This is a genomic window from Acinetobacter sp. C32I, assembly GCF_023702715.1.
Taxonomy (GTDB): domain Bacteria; phylum Pseudomonadota; class Gammaproteobacteria; order Pseudomonadales; family Moraxellaceae; genus Acinetobacter.
This window is the reverse complement of record NZ_CP098480.1, coordinates 455,253-474,614: the sequence shown is the minus strand read 5'-3', so window position 1 is coordinate 474,614 and position 19,362 is coordinate 455,253. Positions and strand designations below refer to the sequence as shown.

Genomic DNA, 19,362 nt, shown 5'->3' with positions numbered 1-19,362 from the left:
AAGTTGAGATTCAATACATCCACTTGGGTTAGTCGTTAAGAAATAAAGTTTTGAGGTTTTGAGATGGATGATAATAAAAGTAAGGCGTTACAAGCTGCGTTGAGCCAGATTGAAAAACAATTTGGTAAAAATACAGTCATGCGCTTAGGTGATAACACCGTACAAGCAGTTGAAGCTGTTTCTACGGGTTCTTTAACACTCGATATCGCATTAGGGATTGGCGGATTACCTAAAGGCCGTATCATTGAAATTTACGGTCCTGAATCATCAGGTAAAACGACCATGACATTGCAGGCCATTGCTCAATGTCAAAAGAATGGCGGTACCTGTGCCTTTATCGATGCCGAACATGCATTAGACCCTGAATACGCACGTAAGCTCGGTGTAGATATTGATAACCTTTTGGTTTCACAACCTGACCACGGTGAGCAAGCACTCGAAATTGCGGATATGTTGGTACGCTCAGGCGCAATCGATTTAATCGTTGTCGACTCTGTTGCAGCATTAACCCCGAAAGCCGAAATTGAAGGCGAAATGGGTGACTCACATATGGGCTTGCAAGCACGTTTAATGAGTCAGGCTCTGCGTAAAATCACAGGTAATGCGAAACGCTCTAACTGTATGGTGATTTTCATTAACCAAATCCGTATGAAGATTGGCGTCATGTTTGGTAGCCCAGAAACTACAACTGGCGGTAACGCACTTAAATTCTATGCTTCTGTACGTTTAGATATCCGTCGTATCGGTCAAGTAAAAGAAGGCGACGAAATTACGGGTAATGAAACACGTGTTAAAGTTGTGAAAAACAAAATGGCGCCTCCGTTCAAAGAAGCGGTATTCCAGATCATGTATGGTAAAGGGACTAACCAACTCGGTGAATTGGTTGATCTTGCAGTTCAACAAGATATCGTACAAAAAGCCGGTGCTTGGTATTCATATCAAGGCAATAAAATTGGCCAAGGTAAAAATAATGTGATTCGTCATTTTGAAGAGAATGCACAAATGGCGCAAGAAATTGAAAAGCTGATTCGTGAACAACTTCTCACCAAGAACAAACCCGCTGAAAACACAGACATCGAAGAAGAAGAACCCGATTTCTTAGAAAGCTAAACTGAAACGCCCTTCGGGGCGTTTTTCTTTAATGAGGAAAGCATGTTTAATTCCGAAAAAACTGAAAAACCTAAAACCCTTACAGGCTCAAGATTACGCTCTTATGCCTTTGCCCTGCTGACCCGCCGTGACTACTCTCAAGCTGAGCTAGTCGCCAAGCTCAATCAGTATGCAATCAATCCAGAAGAAGTCGCAAAGCTGGTCGAAGAATTAGCACAACAAAATTATCAAAGTGATCAACGCGTGGCAGAACTGACACTGGCAAGTCAACTCAGGAAAGGCAAAGGCTTACAACGTATTAAACAAGCTTTGAAAGCGAAACAACTAGATAGTGATCTTATTACTGAAGAGCTGCAAGACGTCGATTGGCTGAATCAAGCGTATCAACTCAAACTGAAAAAATTTGGACAAGAAGTCGCAACTGACCCAAAAATCAAAGCAAAACAGATTCGATTTTTACAGTATCGTGGTTTTGATATGGGGGTAATTATGAAAGCGATTGCTCGAACGAGCGAAGAAGAATAAATGGTGGCAACCCTACCAGCATGACTTCGGCACATCATAGTTCTACTACCGTTGCTACCTTCCGGTCCTGGCGGGGTTCGTAGAGTACAATTGCGAAGCTACCAGCAGGGCTACCATTGCCTGACAAAGTATAGAGATTTTTGCCTGAGTTGCAAGACTTGTTGCTGTTTTTCAGCGAGTTTTGCATTCAACTGCCTAATTCATCATCAACTGCTATATATTTGTTATCTATTTACTTTCAAGACGAACAAACATTAAACAACAACCTAGGAATTTCCCGCAAAAGTGCTTGAAGATTGTAAATGCTTATTGCATTTAAATGAGTTGCTGTTTTAATGGCTAAATCAAAAATCTATATCTGGTGTGTTGCAAGTAAAAAGTGAAGACTTGTTCGACCACAGCTTTATTTTTCAACTTATGGATGAATTTTTATGCTAAAAAAGCATTCCGTACTTTTTATTGCCCTGCTCAGTAGTGCGCACTTATATGCCAATGTTCCAATTGAATCGCGCTCATTAAGTCAACAACAAGCCAATAATGTTGTTGCAGGCTCTCCAAGTTTAAACTGGGAAATCATGCAAAAAAACCAGAAGCTTGAAGAAGAAATTCGCAAGTTACGTGGTCTGCTTGAAGAACATGACAATGCAATTGAACAATTAAAAAAAGAGCTGACTAATCGCTATACTGATCTTGATCAGCGCCTAGAGCTTTTATCCCAAAAAATTGATCCACCAGAAGATAACCCTGAAGCTCAAGAAGGAGCTACGGCAGGCGCGGCCACAGATACAACTACCCCTGTTATTGCACCAACAGCACCCGCAGCACAGCAACAGACCCCACCGGTGAAGCCACAAGTAGCGGCCGTAGAGCAACCACCACAAGCCAATACCGCTACAACCAGCAACACCAACAATCAAATCGAGCTAGAAAAAGCAGCCTATACCGTTGCACTTGATGCCTATAAGCAAGGCGGTGCAAAAAAAGCCATTCAACCCATGCAAAACTTCATTAAAAATCACCCCAATGGTATTTATGTCGGCAATGCATATTTTTGGTTAGCTGAATTTTACTTGGCCGTTGAGCCTGTTGACTATAAAGCAGCCAAGCAAAACTATAATATTGTAGCAACGCGCTATCCAAATTCTGCCAAAGCGTCTCGTGCGGTTTATCAGTTATATAGTATTGCCAAAGAGGTCGATAAAAACACGGCTCTGGCAAATCAATACAGAAGTAAGTTGCTCAGCCAATACCCACAATCTGAAGAAGCCAAATTCATTCAGAAAAAATAATTTACAGTTGCCAATAAAAAAGCCAGTTTTTACAAACTGGCTTTTTTATGCTTAGAACAATCTTATTTGATCTTTGCTTGCGATTTCAAGTATTCGGTATAATCTTCCAACACTTGCTGACCGCGGAACTGTTGATAAAGTTTATTCAACTCTTGCAACTGCTCAGCAGGTAATGTGCTTGCAACACTACTATTTACATTTGAAACAGCAACAATCACAAGTTCATTTGGCAGTTTCGCTGTGGTTGCAGACCACAAACCGTCTTTACTTGGTGCAGGAATGCTGAACGCAGCACGCTCAATCGCACGTTTTAAACCTTGTGAACGTGCAAATGTTCCTGCATTTTCAAAAGTGACTTGAGATTTTGCAACTACTTGTGCTGCAGGTTGGGTTTTAAAGTCTGCAAGAATCGTTGCAATTTTTGCTTGAGCAGCTTTATAAGCCTTCGCTTCGATTACTTTTGCTTTCACATCAGCAGTCGCTTGATCTAAAGGCTTAATGCCCGCTGCATGATAATTGCGAACTTTAATCCAGATGGTATCACCATTCGCCAATTGAATATTTGAAGATGCATTACGGTCGCCGTTCTTCACATCATCATTAAACAATTTTGCTTTAACACCTAAATCACTTAAATATGGATTATCAGTAGTCAGTGTTACACCATTTGCAGATTCAACACGTACACCCTTTACTTCTTGTGCAACAACATCTAAAGAATCACCACCAACAACCATTTCGTTTAAGTTATTTACTGTATCGCTAAATAAATTCGCTGCTTTCGATTTCTCAACCTCAGCGATTAAACGTGCTTTTTCAGCTTCAAACGACGGGATATTGGCAACAGGTGCATTGGCTTCAATAATGTGATAACCATATTGTGTTTTGACAGGTTTAGAAATCTGACCATTTTTCAATGCAGTGACTGCATTATCAAAATCAGCCGAGAACACACCTGGTGCATAGGCATCAACGAGACCACCATTTGCTTTAGAACTCGGGTCTTCTGAGTATTGCGCTGCAGCCTGAGCAAATGATTCGCCTGCTTGAATTTTTGCATACACTTCATTTGCAAGTTTCTGAGCAGCTGCATCATCACGTGCATCTGTGGTAATCAAAATATGCTTCACTTCACGCTTAACATCTTTTTGCTGTTTGTCCACAAATGCCGTATAAGCCTGCTGTAAATCTGCCTCAGTCACTGCAAGATTTGCTTTAGGCAATAATGCAGGAGTTAACACCACATAATCAACATCGACACTGGCAACTTGCTTAAACTCAGTTTTATGCTTGTTGTAGTAATCGGTAATTTCTTGATTTGATGCCGTTACGCCTTTTTTATAATCATCTAACTTGATGCTCGCCAGATGCAAGGTACGTTGTTCTGTTTGCAGATTTGCCAACTGTTGCACATCTGACTTACTGACCAACGCATAGTCCATCAAAGATGTTGAAATCATCTTCAATGCATGGTCTTGGCGTAAGCTTGCGATTAATGCTTGGTTAGTCATGCCGACAGAACGTAAATAGTTTTCATATAATTTTTGCGAAAACTGTCCATTTTCCTGGAAACTCGGTTGCTGTGCCAACATTTGTTCAAGTTGTACATCACTTAAAGTCATACCCAACTTTTCAGCTTGCTGTTGCAACAAACTACGTGCAACAAGTGCATCCAATGCTTTTTCCTGAATCACAGGTAAATTTAAAAGAGACTCATCACCTTTGACCAATGACAAATACTGGTCTTTATAGTTCTTGGTTGCACTTTCTAATTCTTTATTAGAAATATCTTGACCGTTTACCGATTTCGCAACGTCTGCTTTATTGCTACCACTAAAATATCCTTCAATACCTACAAGTGCTAAAGGGGTCAAAAACAAAACTAGCAGGACTTTGCCAAGCCAACCCTTAATGAGAGTACGAAACGATTCCATAAGAATTCCAATATTTTATTTCGGGGCAATTTTAACTGAAAAACAAAGACGAATGAATGCAGAATAAGGATCAAATTAACTTTTTCATTCAATAAATAAAAAACGCACCCTGAATGGTGCGTTTATTGATTTAAAAAGATTACGCAACCGAATCTTTTAAACCCTTACCAGCTTTGAAGCTAGGTACTTTACTTGCTTTGATTTGCAGTTCTTCACCAGTCTTAGGGTTACGACCTGTACGAGCAGCACGTTCTTTCACGCTGAAAGTACCGAAACCAACTAAAGTAACCGTATCACCTTTCTTAAGTGCTTCAGTGATTGATGCAATTGTCGCATCGAGTGCCTTACCAGCATCCGATTTAGACACTCCCCCTTTTTCAGCAATCGCATCAATTAATTCTGATTTATTCATGATAAAAAATATCCTCTTAATATCGTTTGTTAAGATCCAAGGCTATAGTTTAAAAGGCCATGACGCCTTTATAGCAATGCTTTGGGGGAGAACGCAATACTAGAAAGACCTTTTAATTAAAATAAATACTGAAATACGACATAAACGGACGAGTTACCTGCCTTTTTTTTACTTTTTATTCAATTTGGCCTTCAATTGATTATTTTCTTCGATCAAAGCATCCACCTTGATATGAAGCTGAACAAGGAGCTGTTCGATGTGTTGAAGATCCTTTGGTGTGACCAAGCCAATACGATTCAACGAATGGTTTACACCTGTATCCAGAATCTTTTCAACCTTGTCTTTGGTATCCGTAACTGACTCTTTGGCTTTCTCTGTCACCTTCACTACAGTATTGTCGGCAAAATCAACTGTTTTCGATTCAAGCTCCTCACCAACCTTGACCAGCGAGTCAAACAATTTATTTCCTTCTTCTTCCGCACGTGAAAAAGCACCCAAACCGGCAAGCCAGATTTGTTGTGTGTATTTTTTGAAATCAAGTGCAGATTTTTTAGAACTCTTTGATTTTGGCTTAGTTTTTACTTCAGCTTCTTCACTAGGATTTTCTATGTTTGAGTTATCCATTGACTATTACTCCTAAGCTCTTTACAAACAGTATGTCGTATTTAACCATAAAAATGTTTTTATAATATCAAAGTTAAGACTTGATCGTTTTAAAAAACTGTTCTACAAAGCAATAAAGTCATGTAAATTATTTTTAATAATTTGAGTAAGGATGCTCAAGTTTACTGACTTTATTGTTTCGCAACGTTATTGGTAAGGAAAAAGAGATCTATGATTGATACGCAACAAAGACATAAACATCCCCATTTGTTGCTAAACATTGTCATCATTGTTTTAGAAACTTTTTTCTCCTTCATGCTCACGCACGATGCAGGATTGCGCTTGCAAGCCAAAAAGTTGATCGACAAAAAAATCACCATTCGTATCAATAGCTACATTCCGTTCTTTGACTTTTATATCCAATTTACCGAAAAAGGGCTTTTATTCGACATGAAAGCGCTGGATCGAAACATCGATTTGGAAATTAATAGCACATTGATCGATCTAATTAAGATTTTTGTGTTTAACAATCAGCGCAGCATTAGCAATATGCGTATTCTCGGTGATGCCGTTCTTGCAGAAGAGTTCTTAGATTTACTTCCGCATCTTACACTCTCCAGCATTCTGGCGAACTGGAAGCAATGGCTCAATCTATTTAACGATGAGGCTGAAGCAGTTGCGTCTCAGCAACGTATTGCCCCACTTTTGGATAAAATTGATCAGCAACGCTCTGAAATCAACACCTTGCTGGTTGAAGTAAAACAATATCAAAATCGTATTCACCGCCTACAAAAACGCCAGCGCTTGATCAATATCAGCTTTGCAGTATTGAGCTTTATTTTCATCGCCTTTTTTGTTTATAATACGTGGATACAATAATTCCAATATATTTTACTTTTCACGCTGATAATGGCAATTTAAAACTTGACTATTTTAGTCGGAATTCATAAAATTTAGTCATCTAGTCTAACCATGTGTACCGAATCATGCGTCTTACAACTCGCGGTCGTTACGCAGTGACTGCTCTACTTGATTTAGCTTTGCAGCCAACTGAACAAACGATCACGCTTGCGGAAATAGCAGCACGCCAATCCATCTCAGTCGCTTATTTAGAACAGTTATTCGCAAAACTTAAACGACATGGGTTAGTTTCAAGTGTTCGCGGTGCAAATGGTGGCTATCACCTTGCGCGCAATGCAAGTGAAATCACAGTGCTAGAAATTATCGAAGCTGTAAATGAAACTGTTGATGCGACTCGTTGCGACCACAAAGGCAACTGCCAGAATGGTGCAATGTGTTTAACGCACGACTTATGGCAAGAACTCTCCCACCATATTGCCGATTATCTCGCAAAAATCACCCTTGCTGATTTAATTGCGCGTGATAACGTTCAAACCGTTGCATTACGCCAAAATTCACCAAGTTTAGATTCAGCCCTTCTATCGGTTACAGGTATCTGACATGAAACGTCCAATTTATCTTGATTACGCAGCAACCACTCCTGTACTGCCTGAAGTTGCAGAACGTATGATGGAATGTTTAACGTTCGAGGGGACTTTTGGTAACCCTGCGTCACGTTCACATGCCTATGGTTGGCAAGCAGAAGAAAAAGCCGAATATGCGCGTGAGCAAGTTGCAAACCTAATCAAAGCAGACCCACGTGAAATCGTGTGGACTTCAGGCGCAACAGAATCTGATAACTTAGCATTAAAAGGTATTGCTCAGTTCTACGGTTCAAAAGGCAAACACATCATTACAAGTAAAATCGAACACAAAGCTGTGTTAGACCCTTGCCGTGAGCTTGAAGAACAAGGTTTTGAAATTACATATTTAGAGCCTGAACCACGTACAGGATTAATTACCCCTGAAATGGTTCAAGCCGCTTTACGTCCAGACACGATTCTTGTTTCACTAATGATGGTAAACAACGAAATCGGTACAGTGACAGACGTTGCTGCGATTGGTGAATTAACACGTGCCAATAAGACATTCTTCCATGTCGATGCTGCACAAGCTGCGGGTAAAGTTGAGATTGATCTTTCAACCATGAAAGTCGACTTAATGAGCTTCTCTGGTCATAAAGTTTACGGTCCTAAAGGCATTGGCGCACTTTTCGTTCGTCGTAGCCCACGTGTTCGCTTAAAAGCTCAAATGCACGGTGGTGGTCATGAGCGTGGCATGCGTTCTGGTACTTTAGCGACACATCAAATTGTTGGTATGGGTGAGGCTTTTGAAATTGCAGGCAAAACCATGCAGGCAGAACAAGAGCGCATTCGTAAATTACGCGACAAACTTTGGAATGGTTTACAAGACCTTGAACAAGTGTTCTTGAATGGCCATCCAACGCAAAACGTTGCAAACTATCTAAATGTCAGCTTCAACTTTGTTGAAGGTGAATCACTGATGATGGCACTGAAAGACGTTGCTGTTTCAAGTGGTTCAGCATGTACATCTGCAACTTTAGAACCTTCATACGTTTTACGTGCTTTAGGTTTATCTGATGAGTTGGCACACAGTTCAATTCGTTTCAGTTTTGGTAAATACACAACTGAAGCTGATATTGACCATGTGTTGACAATTACCAAAGCTGCGGTTGAGAAATTGCGTGAACTTTCTCCGCTTTGGGATATGTACAAAGAAGGTATCGACCTTTCAACAGTTGAATGGGCTGAACACTAATTCGTTAAGTGCTCAATTGAGCACTTCATTGAAAAACGTGTTTTAACCCTCATATTAATATTAGGCTGACCCCGAGGTTTGGAGAAGCGACATGGCTTATAGCGAAAAAGTAATCGATCATTACGAAAACCCACGTAATGTTGGTGTTTTAGACAAAAATGCAGAAAACGTAGGTACAGGTATGGTCGGTGCACCAGCGTGTGGCGACGTGATGCGTTTACAAATTCAAGTCGATGACAATGGCGTAATTGAAGAAGCTCGCTTCAAAACTTACGGCTGTGGTTCTGCAATTGCATCAAGTTCGCTGGTAACCGAATGGTTAAAAGGTAAAACGCTTGATGAAGCTCAATCAATCAAGAATATTGATATTGCGACTGAGCTTGCACTTCCACCAGTAAAAGTACACTGCTCTGTCTTGGCAGAAGATGCAATTAAAGCTGCGATTGAAGATTATCGCGGTAAAAAAGCGAAAGCTTAATTGATGACCGAAATAACATTGGAGTTTTCATGATCCATTTAACTGAAAATGCTGCGACTCACATCAGCAATTACCTGCAAAACCGCGGTAAAGGTGAAGGGATTCGTATTGGTGTGAAAACTTCGGGTTGTTCTGGGTTGGCTTATGTACTTGAGTTTGTCGACGATGTCGATACACATGATCAAGTCTTTGAACAACTCGGTGTTAAAGTTTTTGTTGACCCTAAAAGCTTGGTTTATCTCGATGGTTTAGAGATGGACTATGTCAAAAATGGTTTAAACGAAGGTTTTGAATTTAGCAACCCAAATCAAAAAGGTGAATGTGGTTGCGGTGAATCATTTACCGTCTAAGCAAGCACCCTCTTTCTTTTCGTCAAAACAGTGTGTTCCGCACTGTTTTAACGTATTTATCAATAGCGGAATTCATCTCCCATGAATCATTTTGAGTTGTTCCAATTACCCGAAGCACTCGATATAGATTTAGCAGCTTTAAAAAAACAGTTTTTAAGTTTGCAACAGCAATATCACCCAGATAAAGCCACAGACAAAGATCAGGCATTGATCAAGTCAAGCGAAATCAACCAAGCGTATAAAGTACTCTCACAAGTTGATAGTCGTGCGGCATATCTACTTGCCTTAAAAAAACAAGATCACCATCTTGACCAATCCATTAGCGATTTTGAATTTTTGCAATCTGCACTCGAAATGCGAGAACAACTTGATGAAGCCACTTCAACTGAGCAACTTCACACTTTAAAAGTTGAAATTCAGCAATGGATCGATGGTCTAGTTCGCGAATTTAAAATTGATTTTGCTGACGAAGACTGGGCTGAAGCACGTGATACTGTTCGTAAGTTACGTTTTTTCCAACGTGTTATGAATGATATTGATAAAGCTGAAGATCGCATGCTGGACGAAGAAGAAAGCTTCGACCTCGATGATGATTTTTAATCCGCTGTTACCAATTATTTTCAAGGGATACCGCACGCATGGCACTTTTGCAAATTGCTGAACCTGGTCAATCTACTGCCCCGCATCAACATCGTATTGCGATCGGCATTGACTTGGGGACAACCCACTCTTTAGTGGCGACAGTGCTATCGGGAAAACCGAAAGTTCTACAAGATGACAAAGACCGAGTATTACTGCCATCTATTGTTCACTATGCAAAGGATGCAACCACGTTTGGCTATGAAGCTAAACCGTTTATGCTGACTGATCCTAAAAATACCGTCGTTTCAGTCAAACGTTTTATGGGTCGTTCACAAGCAGATATCAAATTTCAGCATCCATATACACTTGTTGGTGCAGAAAATGAGATGCCTGCATTTGAAACTGCGGCTGGGCGTAAAACACCTGTCGAAATTTCTGCAGAAATTCTAAAGCAGTTGAAAGACCGTGCCGAAGCAAGCCTCAACAATCCGGTCAATGGTGCGGTGATTACCGTTCCAGCCTATTTCGATGAGGCACAACGTCAAGCCACACGTGATGCTGCACAACTGGCAGGCCTAAACGTTTTACGTTTATTAAATGAACCTACAGCGGCAGCTGTTGCTTATGGGTTGGATCAAGACACCAATCTCAGTACCGATCGTAACTATGTGATTTACGACTTGGGTGGTGGGACATTTGACGTCTCGATCTTACGTTTTTCACAAGGTGTATTTGAAGTTCTTGCAACTGGTGGACACACAGCCCTTGGTGGTGATGACCTTGATCGCTTAATTGTAAAATGGGCCAAAAAACAACTCAACATCGACACCTTGAGTGATGAAGAGTATGCCGTTTTTGTTGTGGCCGCACGTCAAGCCAAAGAATATTTAACCGATCACGAATCTACCGAATTAAAATTACTGGATGATCGTCTCACTTTAGATCGCCCAACCTTCGAATCGATTATTCAGGTCGCACTCGACAAAACCATGAGTGTGTGCAAACGCGTATTACGTGATGCCAAGCTTGAACTCGATGAAATCGAACATGTGGTACTTGTAGGTGGTTCAACACGTTCTTATGCGGTACAAAAAGCGGTAGGCGAATTATTTGAACGTGAGCCACTCTGCACCATTAATCCAGATGAAGTGGTTGCCATTGGCGCGTCAATTACAGCCAATCAGTTGATTGGGAATAGTCAAGATGGTTCATTATTGCTTGATGTGACCCCTCTTTCTCTTGGCCTAGAAACCATGGGTGGGCTGGTTGAACGTTTGATTTCACGAAACACTGCAATTCCTGTGGCGCGCCGTCAGGAATTTACCACCTATCAAGATGGTCAAACCGCGATGTTGATTCATGTGGTGCAAGGTGAGCGTGACTTAGTTGAACATTGCCGCTCATTGGGCCGCTTTGTATTACATGGCATTCCACCAATGACTGCGGGTCAAGCCCGTATTGAAGTGACGTTCCAAGTTGATGCTGATGGTTTGCTCACAGTATCAGCCAAAGAAACCACCTCTGGTGTTCAAGCACAAATTGATATCAAACCCTCTTATGGTTTATCTGCAGCGGATACTGAACGTTTATTGGTTGAAGGTTTCCAATATGCCGAAGAAGACAAGCATCTTCGTCATTTACAAGAAACCAAAGTAGAAGCGCAACGTGAACTGGAAGCACTCGAACAAGCGCTAAAAGCAGATACGGATTTACTCTCACAGCAACAAGCTCGAGATTTAATTCTTGCCGCTGAAGCGTTAAAAGCCCGTCTAAAAACCGATGAGCTTGCAGCGATTGAACATGCTGTTCAGCAACTTAAAATTCATAGCGATGCCTTTGCTGCGCTTCGTATGAACCGACATATTGACCATGCCTTAAAAGGTACGAAACTTGAAGATTGGTCAAACTCAAACTAAAGGTATAGGTGATCAATATGCCACGTATTAAAGTTCTTCCTCATGCACAAATTTGCCCTGAAGGTGCAGAATTTGAAGTCGAACATAACGCCAATTTATGCCAAAGTTTATTAAAAAATGGCATTAAAATTGAACATGCTTGTGACATGTCTGCAGCCTGCACCACGTGTCACGTGGTTGTACGCAAAGGCTTTGACAGCCTTGAAGAAATGAATGACGTTGAAGCAGATTTGCTTGACCGTGCATGGGGCCTAGAACCAGATTCTCGTCTGTCTTGCCAAGTTGAAATTGTGGATGAAGATTTAGAAATCGAAATTCCTAAATACACCATCAACCATGCTTCGGAAAACCATTAAGTCAGCCGATTTCTCGGACATAAAAAAGCTAGAGTCAATCTCTAGCTTTTTTATTTGCTAAGCAAAAATTAAAGATCGATGCACAGCAACACCTGCCATGGTACCATCTCCAACAGCCAAAGGCACTGAGCCTCCCAAGCGTGCCACATCGCCACAAGCAAAAATACCAGCTACTGTAGTTTCCTTCATGGCATTGGTTTTAATCGCCTCGCCCATGGCATTCTGTTCTATTTCGCAACCCAGCTTAAAAATCCAGTCCTGAGCAATACTGCATTTCGTGGTAGCAAAAATACCAGCCAACTGAATAACAGAACCATCTGCGAGTAAAACGTCGCTGTGTCCGATGATTTCTTGAATCAATCGTTTTTCTACACGGACACCTCGAGTGGCTAATTGATCAAGTAACTCCTCTTCCACCGGATAATCATTTAAGAACAGCGTAGTATCACCCCAATCTGGCAACATCATTGCCAGATGCACTGCATGTTCTGAACTGGCAATAATACCGATCTTACCTTGATTGAGCTCATAACCATGACAATAAGGACAATGAAAAATGCTTTTACCCCAACGCTCCGCTAAACCCGAAATTTCAGGAAGTTGATCCGTGATGCCTGCGGCAATGATCAATCGCTTTGCCGTGATAGAGCGCGTTGCATCAATACAGATTGCAAAGCCACCCTCAATTTTTTCTACACGCTTTACCCTTCCATTCTCCCAATCAACAGTCTGATAAGCTAAAAGCTGCTGCTTGGCAATATCTACAATCTCACTGGCTTTACTGCCATCCTGTGTTAAAAACCCATGGGAATGCTCTGCAAAGCGATTTCGTCTTTGCCCAGCATCAATTACCATCACTTTTCTACGTGCTCTTGCCAAGGGCGTCGCTGCTGCCAAACCTGCATAACTGCCACCAATAATTGCAACATCGTACTGCATAAGATAAACCCAATATATAACTTTTAAAGTTACGTTAATACTTTTTATTTTAATTTGCAACTTTTGATGTTACATTTAATTTAATTCCTTTTTTGTTTGTGAATCTAATGCGTACGGACAGTAAACTCTCTCGAATGCTGCATGTGTTACTACACATGGCAAGACAAAATAAGACTTTTACCTCTGATGAAATCGCACAGATGCTTTCGACCAATCCTGTTGTGGTCAGACGAACCATGTCAGGTCTCAAAAAGGCAGGTTTTGTCCATTCAGAAAAAGGTGCAGGTGGAGGTTGGCAACTCACAGGCGATTTAGAAAAAATTACGCTCTGGGATATTTATCAAGCTGTGGGAGAACCCACTATTTTTGCGATTGGCAACGAAAGAGAAAATCCAGAATGTTTGGTGGAGCGTGTGGTCAATGCTGCTTTAGACCATGCAATACAAGATGCGCAAAAGATGCTGACACAACAACTTAAAGCCACGACCTTAGCATCGTTAGCGACTGAGTTTGATCATTTATATGAGACGCATGCGCATAGACAATAAGTTTAGACGTACGCTGGTTTTGACTATCTGACTTCATCATCCAGAGTCAGTTTTGGAATACCCTGTGCATTGGTAATTTTTTGCTGGGTCTTGATCCGCTGAACCATATTTTCCAAGATCTCAACCAGCTCTGGATATTCATAGTTCTGTACTTCTTCCAGATTCAGAACCAAATGGAAGCCTTTATAATCGAAATCAAACCATTTTTGCGTATCTGATTTCTTGCCTGTGAATTTCTCCATCACCTGCCATGTTTTAACAGGACCTTGAATGCCTTTTAGATAAATTGGCACTTTAGGCACACACAAAAACTCATTTTTAATCAGCTGATGGGTGTCATCAGCAATCAGAATTTCATCGACCTCAGCCGCAGATTGCAAACGTGCTGCCAAGTTGACGTCACGACCAACAATGGTATAGGCCATACGATGTGAAGCACCATAGTTACCGACGTGGCAATAACCCGTACTGATGCCCATACGAATATGCAAAGCGGGATAACCCATTTTCTTCCAGCGTTCACGCAACAGTTTCATTTGCTGACGCATTGCAATGGCCATTTCGACACAAGATTTTGCATCCTGTTCGACACCCTGCGAGTTTGGATCACCAAAGAAAATAAGAATCGCATCGCCCATAAACTTGTCGACAGTTGCTTCATACTGCTTGGCAATTTCAGTCATATGACTCAAATAATCATTGAGCAAGAAGGCTAAATCATCTGGAATGAGGGTTTCTGACAACTCAGTAAAACCTTGAATATCCGAGAAGAAAATGGTTAATTTCTTACGCTTATATTCAATTTTTGCTTCTGCTTCACCACGCATGATGGACTGCCACAATTGGAGTGGCGCATAGCGACTCAACTGATTGGCGAACGCAATATAACGTGTCATTTGATTATGGTAATGCTGACGTTGCTGCCCCAAAATATTCAGACGACGATGCTGATAATAGTTACCAATCACGATAAACATCATTAAGCCCAAAAGGCTCACAACGGTCAGTTCTGGATTGGTTGCCTCAAAATACTCTTCTGCGCCAAAAATGATATAGGTACTGAAGTAGAAAGTAATGACACCAATCAGCCCGATCAAACAGGAAACAGGCAAAGAAATTCGGTTATTCAATCCGACATAGAGCAATGCAAATAAAATGGTAAAGGTAGGAACTAGACTTAAATGTATTGCAGCAAGCACCAATGCGACAATCACCGCCTCATTGGCAAACAGAACATTTTTTTCTATTTTTTTATCAAATTTATATTGCAGCCATTTTTCTAAACGAGGACAAAGCAGAAAATAAATGAGTAATACAGGAAGAAGGTAGAGTTGATAGCTAGCACTGGTTGAGGTAAATGCATAAATTACCAAAATGAGTGACAGAATCGAATATCCCATCAAACGATGAAAATAAGCGAACTGTCTAGGTTCTTTATCAATCAACCTATCTAGTGGCACTCTATCCTCCTATTCTTATTATAGAATACTGTATTTATTCTATTTTCTGGATCAGTCCATACGCCAATCAAATGGCATATCACCCTGTCCACGCAATGCCAGCATTAATGTTTGACGCATATGCGCAAGTACATCATTGCTATACGGCACAGCTGGTGTTCCCCATACTGGCTTTGGCCATGCAACATCGTTTTGATAACGTACTACATGATGAAAATGAAGCTGAGGAACAACGTTTCCTAAAGCCGCAACGTTCATCTTGTCTGCACGGAATACACGTGACAATTGGCTTGATAACCAGCTTGATTCACGCAAAAACTGTTCTTGGTCTGCTTGGCTTAATTCATATAATTCTGTGACGCCTGGAACACGTGGAATCAGGATCAACCAAGGAAATTGCATATCATTCATTAAACGACATGTTGAAAGCGGGAAGTCGCCTACAAAAAATGTATCTTGAGCAAGTTGTGGATGCAAACTAAACATATCTTTATAAATGATGCAGAATAATGATGATCAATACTATCACATCAGTTTTGATGTGAATATTATTAGTAACCTGTTTGATTACAAATAACAATGATTTTCCTCATTTATTGCATGAACATCTGATCAAAAACAGGATCACATTTGCTAAAAAACAGAACTTGCTCAATTAACCATCAAATCAAGCGCTTAAAAGCCTCAATTTAACTCACTCAATAGCTTGTTCAGCAAGTCCACAATAAACTGAATCCGCTTTTCATATTCAGCCAATTGCACCGTGACTTTCAAGCGTTGACCGCCTTCCATTCGGTAAAAAGTCGGATTTTTCTGCATTAGCTGGATAATACTGATCGCTTGTACTGGCGTATCAGGGGAAAACTCGATATATCCCCCATTACTATTGATGTCAATTTTGGTAATACCTAACTGCTCTGCACGCAAGCGCAGCTGATGCACACTAAACAATTGCTTCACAGGTTGTGGTGGAATACCAAAACGATCAATCAACTCCATACGAATATTGTCGAGTTTCTCTTGGCTATCGGTATTACTGATACGCTTATAGAACAATAAACGTTGATGGACATCACCTAAGTAGTCATCTGGGATCAGGGCTGGCATATGCAAGTTAATTTCGGCTGTTAATGACAATGGCGCATCAAAATTAGGCGTTTTACCTTTTTGAATGGCTTTGGTCGCTTTTTCAAGCATCTCCATATACAGACTATAACCAATTGCCTGCATTGAACCACTTTGCTGTTCACCGAGTAATTCACCCGCGCCTCGAATCTCTAAGTCTTCAGTTGCCAGCATAAAACCAGCGCCTAAAGTGGAAGCACGTTGAATGGCATCTAAACGCTTTTCGGCATCACCTTTCAGATGCTTGATCGATGGAACCAATAAATAGGCATAGGCTTGATGATGCGAACGTCCGACACGACCACGCAGTTGATGTAATTGCGCAAGCCCCAATTTATCTGCACGCTCGATGATAATGGTATTGGCATTCGGCACATCAATACCCGTTTCAATAATCGTTGAGCACACCAGTACGTTATATTCTTTGTGATAGAACTGTTGCATTACCTGCTCAAGTTCACGTTCTCGCATTTGCCCGTGCGCCACGGCAACCCGCGCTTCTGGCACTAAATTACGAATGGTTTCAGCAGCGCGTTCAATGGTGTCTACCTCATTGTGCAACAAGTACACCTGACCACCACGCAATAATTCACGCAGAATTGCTTCCTTGACCGAATCATCGGTATGTTCTTGTACAAAGGTTTTGACTGCTAAACGGCGTGCTGGTGGTGTTGCAATTATCGAGAGATCGCGCATCCCTGAGAATGCCATATTCAAGGTACGTGGAATCGGGGTTGCCGTTAGAGTCAACATATCCACATCGGCACGTAGGGCTTTGATCCGTTCTTTGTCGCGAACACCAAAACGATGCTCTTCATCGACAATCATGAGTCCAAGATTCTTGAATTGGATGTTTTCTTGGAGGATTTTATGCGTTCCCACCACGATATCGACTTTGCCTTCAGCCAAATCTTCAATGGTTTTTAGGTGGGTCTTATTGCTGCCAAAACGCGACAATACTTCAATGCGTACCGCAGTATCGGCAAAACGATCTTTAAAGGATTCATAGTGTTGCTGTGCTAACAAAGTCGTCGGTACCAGTACTGCAACTTGCTTATTATTTTGTACTGCAACAAAGGCGGCACGCATCGCCACTTCAGTTTTACCAAAGCCCACGTCCCCACATACCAAACGATCCATCGGTTTGGCAAGCTGCATATCATGGATGGTTGCTTCAATTGCATTGGCTTGGTCTAAAGTCTCTTCATAGGCAAAGCCACTGGAGAATTGCATATATCCCGTATGATCCAGTTCAAAGGCAAAACCAGGTTTGGATTGACGACGGGCCTGAATATGTAATAACTCTGCGGCAACATCATGGATTTGCTCCAACGCTTTGCGCTTCGCTTTACTCCATGTATCTGTACCTAATTTATGCAATGGCGCTAAATCAGGATCACCCCCACTATAGCGGCTGATCAGATGTAAATTGGTTACCGGCACATAGACTTTCGCACCATCTGCATAATCAAGCTGCAAGAATTCATGATCCTGCTCATCGATTTCTAAGGTAATTAAACCTGCATAACGCCCTACACCATGATCGATATGCACCACAGGTGCACCAATACTCAGCTCGGTTAAACTACGAATCAAGAACTCTTCAGATACTTCTTGCTGACGCTTACGACGGCGCTGCACCACACGGTGTTCATAAAGTTGATTTTCCGAAATCACCGACAGCTGATTACTCAGCAACAGCCCTCGGTCCAGTGGTGCACTGGTAATTGCAACCTGCAACTTATCTTTTTGGAACTGAGCAAAACTGTCTACGTTTTGAATTTCACCCAATACCCCACGCAACGCATCTTTTAAGGTCTCACGGCGACCCGCACTCTCAGCGACCAATAAAACAGGATGCTTGGCTTGGTCGATATAGTGTTTTACTGCTTGGAAAGGCTGTTCTTTTTTCGGATCAACTGCCAGTTTAGGCGGTTGTTCAGCGGCGATATTGAGTACACCTACCTTAGCCTCGAAAGCTTCTGCTGAAGCCAAAATTCGAGGGAATTGATTTAATGCCTGTAAAACATGGTTGGGCATTAAAAATAATTCTTCTGGCGGTAGAATTGGTTGATCAATATTATGACGTCGATCTTCATAACGACGCATCACTTCTTTCCAGAAGTTGATTAAATCATCTTCAATCTCACTATTTGTAATGACAACGCAATTATTTGGTAAGTATGTCGTCAACATACTTTGTGCTTCCATCACCTTCTTATCAAAGAATAATGGCAAATAAAACTCTAAACCTGGCGTTGCAATTCCCTCTAATACATCCTGATAAATCGGATTTTTCTTTGGATTTGCAGTTGGGAAGCTTTCTGCATAACGATCTCTAAAAGTAGAACGCCCTTCTTTGAGTGGAAATTCTTTTGCAGGTAATACCGTAAAGTTCTTTAAGGATTCTGTGGTTCTTTGGGTTTCTGGGTCAAAGAACTTTAGACTTTCAATTTCATCATCAAATAAATCAATTCGAATCGGTTCATCTTGTCCAGATGCAAAAATATCCATGATGCTACCGCGAACTGCAAATTCGCCATGATCATAAACCGTGTCAACTAAACGATAGCCTGCTTGAACCAATTGTTTCTTTTGTGCTTCGAGGTCTAACTTCTGCCCGACTTTGATATCAAAGTGCTCACCCACCACCCACGAATAAGGTGCAACACGTTGCGCTAAGGTGCTGGCAGAAACCAGTAAAATACCCTTTTGTGGCATATTCGATAAAATTGCCAAACGCTCTGAAACAATATCTTGGTGCGGAGACAAGCGGTCATAAGGCAAAATTTCCCAATCAGGGAAAATAACAGGCGTTATGCCGTAAAACTCAAGCTCACTTTCAAGCTGAGCAAGATGTTGATTATTCCTTGCAATAATCACATACAGATTCGAATTTTGAGTGGCAATTTCTTTAAATAATAATGCAGCTGATGATCCAAGTAAGGAACCGACCCAGCGTTTTTCACCCGCTTTGAATTGTTGTAAGTTTAATTGAGAGATTTCTTGTTGAAACATAGAGAAAATCATGCAATCTAAAAAGATAAGTCCCCTAT

19 protein-coding genes and 1 other RNA gene are annotated in these 19,362 nt (G+C 41.2%); 12 read left to right on the top strand and 8 right to left on the bottom strand.

What is annotated here, in order from left to right; genetic code table 11:
* Positions 1 to 63 precede the first annotated feature (63 nt).
* Both recA and NDN13_RS02285 read left to right on the top strand, forming a co-directional pair.
* Positions 64 to 1,110: a recombinase RecA gene (recA, locus tag NDN13_RS02290; RefSeq protein WP_004652989.1), complete on the top strand. Its 1,047-nt coding sequence runs from the start codon at positions 64 to 66 to the stop codon at positions 1,108 to 1,110.
* Positions 1,111 to 1,152: 42 nt separating this feature from the next.
* Positions 1,153 to 1,635, top strand: coding sequence for a regulatory protein RecX (locus NDN13_RS02285; RefSeq protein ID WP_251117017.1), 483 nt, complete (start codon positions 1,153 to 1,155; stop codon positions 1,633 to 1,635).
* 10 nt (positions 1,636 to 1,645) lie between these two features.
* Here the strand turns inward: NDN13_RS02285 and ffs are convergent.
* Positions 1,646 to 1,742: signal recognition particle sRNA small type (gene ffs, locus NDN13_RS02280), an RNA gene on the bottom strand.
* Positions 1,743 to 2,066: 324 nt separating this feature from the next.
* Here ffs and NDN13_RS02275 point away from each other — a divergent pair.
* Entirely contained in the window at positions 2,067 to 2,924 is an 858-nt protein-coding gene (locus NDN13_RS02275; RefSeq protein WP_251117016.1) for a YbgF trimerization domain-containing protein, read from the top strand.
* 62 nt (positions 2,925 to 2,986) lie between these two features.
* On the opposite strand, the gene NDN13_RS02270 is transcribed toward NDN13_RS02275, so the two are convergent.
* From NDN13_RS02270 to NDN13_RS02260, 3 genes are all read right to left on the bottom strand, one after another.
* A complete protein-coding gene (locus NDN13_RS02270; protein ID WP_251117015.1) occupies positions 2,987 to 4,858 on the bottom strand; it encodes a SurA N-terminal domain-containing protein in 1,872 nt (623 codons plus the stop codon).
* A 139-nt stretch (positions 4,859 to 4,997) separates the two neighbouring features.
* Positions 4,998 to 5,270, bottom strand: a complete 273-nt coding sequence (hbs, locus tag NDN13_RS02265) for a non-specific DNA-binding protein Hbs (protein ID WP_004639426.1) — start codon at positions 5,268 to 5,270, stop codon at positions 4,998 to 5,000.
* A 168-nt stretch (positions 5,271 to 5,438) separates the two neighbouring features.
* A complete protein-coding gene (locus NDN13_RS02260; RefSeq protein ID WP_251117014.1) occupies positions 5,439 to 5,894 on the bottom strand; it encodes a phasin family protein in 456 nt (151 codons plus the stop codon).
* A 210-nt stretch (positions 5,895 to 6,104) separates the two neighbouring features.
* Between NDN13_RS02260 and NDN13_RS02255 the strand changes: the two genes are divergently transcribed.
* The 8 genes from NDN13_RS02255 (at position 6,105) to fdx (ending at position 12,234) form a co-directional block, all read left to right on the top strand.
* Positions 6,105 to 6,752, top strand: coding sequence for a hypothetical protein (locus NDN13_RS02255; RefSeq protein ID WP_251117013.1), 648 nt, complete (start codon positions 6,105 to 6,107; stop codon positions 6,750 to 6,752).
* A gap of 107 nt (positions 6,753 to 6,859) precedes the next feature.
* Entirely contained in the window at positions 6,860 to 7,333 is a 474-nt protein-coding gene (locus tag NDN13_RS02250) for an Rrf2 family transcriptional regulator (protein ID WP_004771673.1), read from the top strand.
* A gap of 1 nt (position 7,334) precedes the next feature.
* Positions 7,335 to 8,552 carry an IscS subfamily cysteine desulfurase gene (locus NDN13_RS02245; RefSeq protein ID WP_004652982.1) on the top strand — a complete coding sequence of 406 codons (1,218 nt, stop codon included), beginning with the start codon at positions 7,335 to 7,337 and terminating at the stop codon, positions 8,550 to 8,552.
* A gap of 91 nt (positions 8,553 to 8,643) precedes the next feature.
* On the top strand, positions 8,644 to 9,030 hold the full coding sequence (gene iscU, locus NDN13_RS02240; RefSeq protein WP_004652980.1) for a Fe-S cluster assembly scaffold IscU: 387 nt from the start codon (positions 8,644 to 8,646) through the stop codon (positions 9,028 to 9,030).
* A 29-nt stretch (positions 9,031 to 9,059) separates the two neighbouring features.
* On the top strand, positions 9,060 to 9,380 hold the full coding sequence (iscA, locus tag NDN13_RS02235; protein ID WP_004652979.1) for an iron-sulfur cluster assembly protein IscA: 321 nt from the start codon (positions 9,060 to 9,062) through the stop codon (positions 9,378 to 9,380).
* A gap of 81 nt (positions 9,381 to 9,461) precedes the next feature.
* Positions 9,462 to 9,980 (top strand): Fe-S protein assembly co-chaperone HscB, encoded by a 519-nt coding sequence (hscB, locus tag NDN13_RS02230; RefSeq protein ID WP_004652978.1) that lies wholly within the window; start codon positions 9,462 to 9,464, stop codon positions 9,978 to 9,980.
* 38 nt (positions 9,981 to 10,018) lie between these two features.
* Entirely contained in the window at positions 10,019 to 11,878 is a 1,860-nt protein-coding gene (hscA, locus tag NDN13_RS02225) for a Fe-S protein assembly chaperone HscA (RefSeq protein ID WP_251117012.1), read from the top strand.
* Between the two features lie 17 nt (positions 11,879 to 11,895).
* On the top strand, positions 11,896 to 12,234 hold the full coding sequence (gene fdx, locus NDN13_RS02220; protein WP_004652975.1) for an ISC system 2Fe-2S type ferredoxin: 339 nt from the start codon (positions 11,896 to 11,898) through the stop codon (positions 12,232 to 12,234).
* Positions 12,235 to 12,291: 57 nt separating this feature from the next.
* On the opposite strand, the gene NDN13_RS02215 is transcribed toward fdx, so the two are convergent.
* A complete protein-coding gene (locus tag NDN13_RS02215; RefSeq protein ID WP_251117011.1) occupies positions 12,292 to 13,173 on the bottom strand; it encodes an NAD(P)/FAD-dependent oxidoreductase in 882 nt (293 codons plus the stop codon).
* A gap of 107 nt (positions 13,174 to 13,280) precedes the next feature.
* On the opposite strand from NDN13_RS02215, the gene NDN13_RS02210 reads away from it, so the two are divergent.
* Positions 13,281 to 13,721 (top strand): Rrf2 family transcriptional regulator, encoded by a 441-nt coding sequence (locus NDN13_RS02210; protein ID WP_241304291.1) that lies wholly within the window; start codon positions 13,281 to 13,283, stop codon positions 13,719 to 13,721.
* A 23-nt stretch (positions 13,722 to 13,744) separates the two neighbouring features.
* Here the strand turns inward: NDN13_RS02210 and NDN13_RS02205 are convergent, their stop codons facing one another.
* From NDN13_RS02205 to mfd, 3 genes are all read right to left on the bottom strand, one after another.
* On the bottom strand, positions 13,745 to 15,181 hold the full coding sequence (locus NDN13_RS02205) for an adenylate/guanylate cyclase domain-containing protein (protein WP_251117010.1): 1,437 nt from the start codon (positions 15,179 to 15,181) through the stop codon (positions 13,745 to 13,747).
* A gap of 51 nt (positions 15,182 to 15,232) precedes the next feature.
* Complete coding sequence (locus NDN13_RS02200) at positions 15,233 to 15,667, bottom strand: HIT domain-containing protein (protein ID WP_004652971.1); 435 nt, start codon at positions 15,665 to 15,667, stop codon at positions 15,233 to 15,235.
* A 198-nt stretch (positions 15,668 to 15,865) separates the two neighbouring features.
* The gene (mfd, locus tag NDN13_RS02195) at positions 15,866 to 19,324 is read right to left on the bottom strand and encodes a transcription-repair coupling factor (RefSeq protein ID WP_251117009.1); all 3,459 of its coding nucleotides are present in this window, start codon (positions 19,322 to 19,324) and stop codon (positions 15,866 to 15,868) included.
* Positions 19,325 to 19,362 lie beyond the last annotated feature (38 nt).